This window comes from Roseburia sp. OF03-24 (assembly GCF_003463035.1).
GTDB lineage: Bacteria > Bacillota > Clostridia > Lachnospirales > Lachnospiraceae > Roseburia > Roseburia rectibacter.
This window is the reverse complement of the sequence record NZ_QSCK01000008.1, coordinates 130,771-131,791: the sequence shown is the minus strand read 5'-3', so window position 1 is coordinate 131,791 and position 1,021 is coordinate 130,771. Positions and strand designations below refer to the sequence as shown.

General features: G+C 41.2%; 1 protein-coding gene. It reads left to right on the top strand.

Features of this window, described 5'->3' with window-relative positions:
* Positions 1–870, top strand: an 870-nt coding sequence (locus DXA60_RS05820) for a conjugal transfer protein (protein ID WP_147345380.1), incomplete at its 5' end; no start/stop codon positions are given.
* Positions 871–1,021 lie beyond the last annotated feature (151 nt).

Here is a 1,021-nt window from a genome sequence, read left to right as displayed (position 1 = left end):
GCAGAAGAGATGCCGGTTTTAAAGGTATCTCCAAACAGGAACTGGATTCGGTTGTTCTGGGTTTTGTTAGTGATCAGCATTATCTTAGGAATTTACAATAATTTCACATCAGTTGATACGGTCACAGTTGAAAAAGAAACTGTGATCGAGGAGAAATTGAAAGATACAAACGCCCTGGAGAGTTATGTAAAAGGTTTCGCAGGTGTATATCATGCCTGGGAAAACACAGACCGGGAGATCAGCAAGAGAGAAAAAACACTGGAAAAATATCTTCCAGAGACGCTGCAGCTTATGGATCATGGAATGATCACGACCGACTGTCCGACTGCAGCGGAGGTTGAATCCGTAGATATCTGGTCTGTGAAGGATCTTACGGATACAGAATACGAAGTAACGTATGGTGTAAAACAGCGGATATCGGAGGGTGAACAGACCACGGATCAGAGCAATGTGTATCAGACAGTGGTACACAGAGATGAAAATGGAAAAATGTTAGTTGTAAAAAACCCGACAGCGTATGCACTGCCGGGAAAATCTTCTTATGAAGTAAAAGCGAAAGAAACAGACGGGAGTATAGATTTAAAAACCCAGACGCAGATCGAAGATTTTTTGAATACGTTTTTCAAGCTGTATCCCCAGGCATCGGCGAAGGAGCTTGTCTATTATGTAAAGGATGGTGTCCTTCCGGCAATCGGAAAGAATTATGTATATGATGGACTGGCAGGAAAAGCCTACTATATGGAAGGTGATCAGACGAAAGCAGAAGTTTATGTAAAATACCTGGACCAGGATCTGAAGATTACGCAGGTCATGCAGTATAAGTTGACGCTGGAGAAGGGGGATAACTGGAAGATTGTGGAGGTAGAGTGATGAAAGAAAAGATAGAAAACTTTATCATGAAATTTTCATATCGGGAAATACGCAGGCGGAAAATGCAGGCTTTTAAATGGAGACTTGAGACATTAAGATTAATGGAAAAAGAAGAGCTGGAGTTTGAATATGTAGAACAAAAAGTGAAATG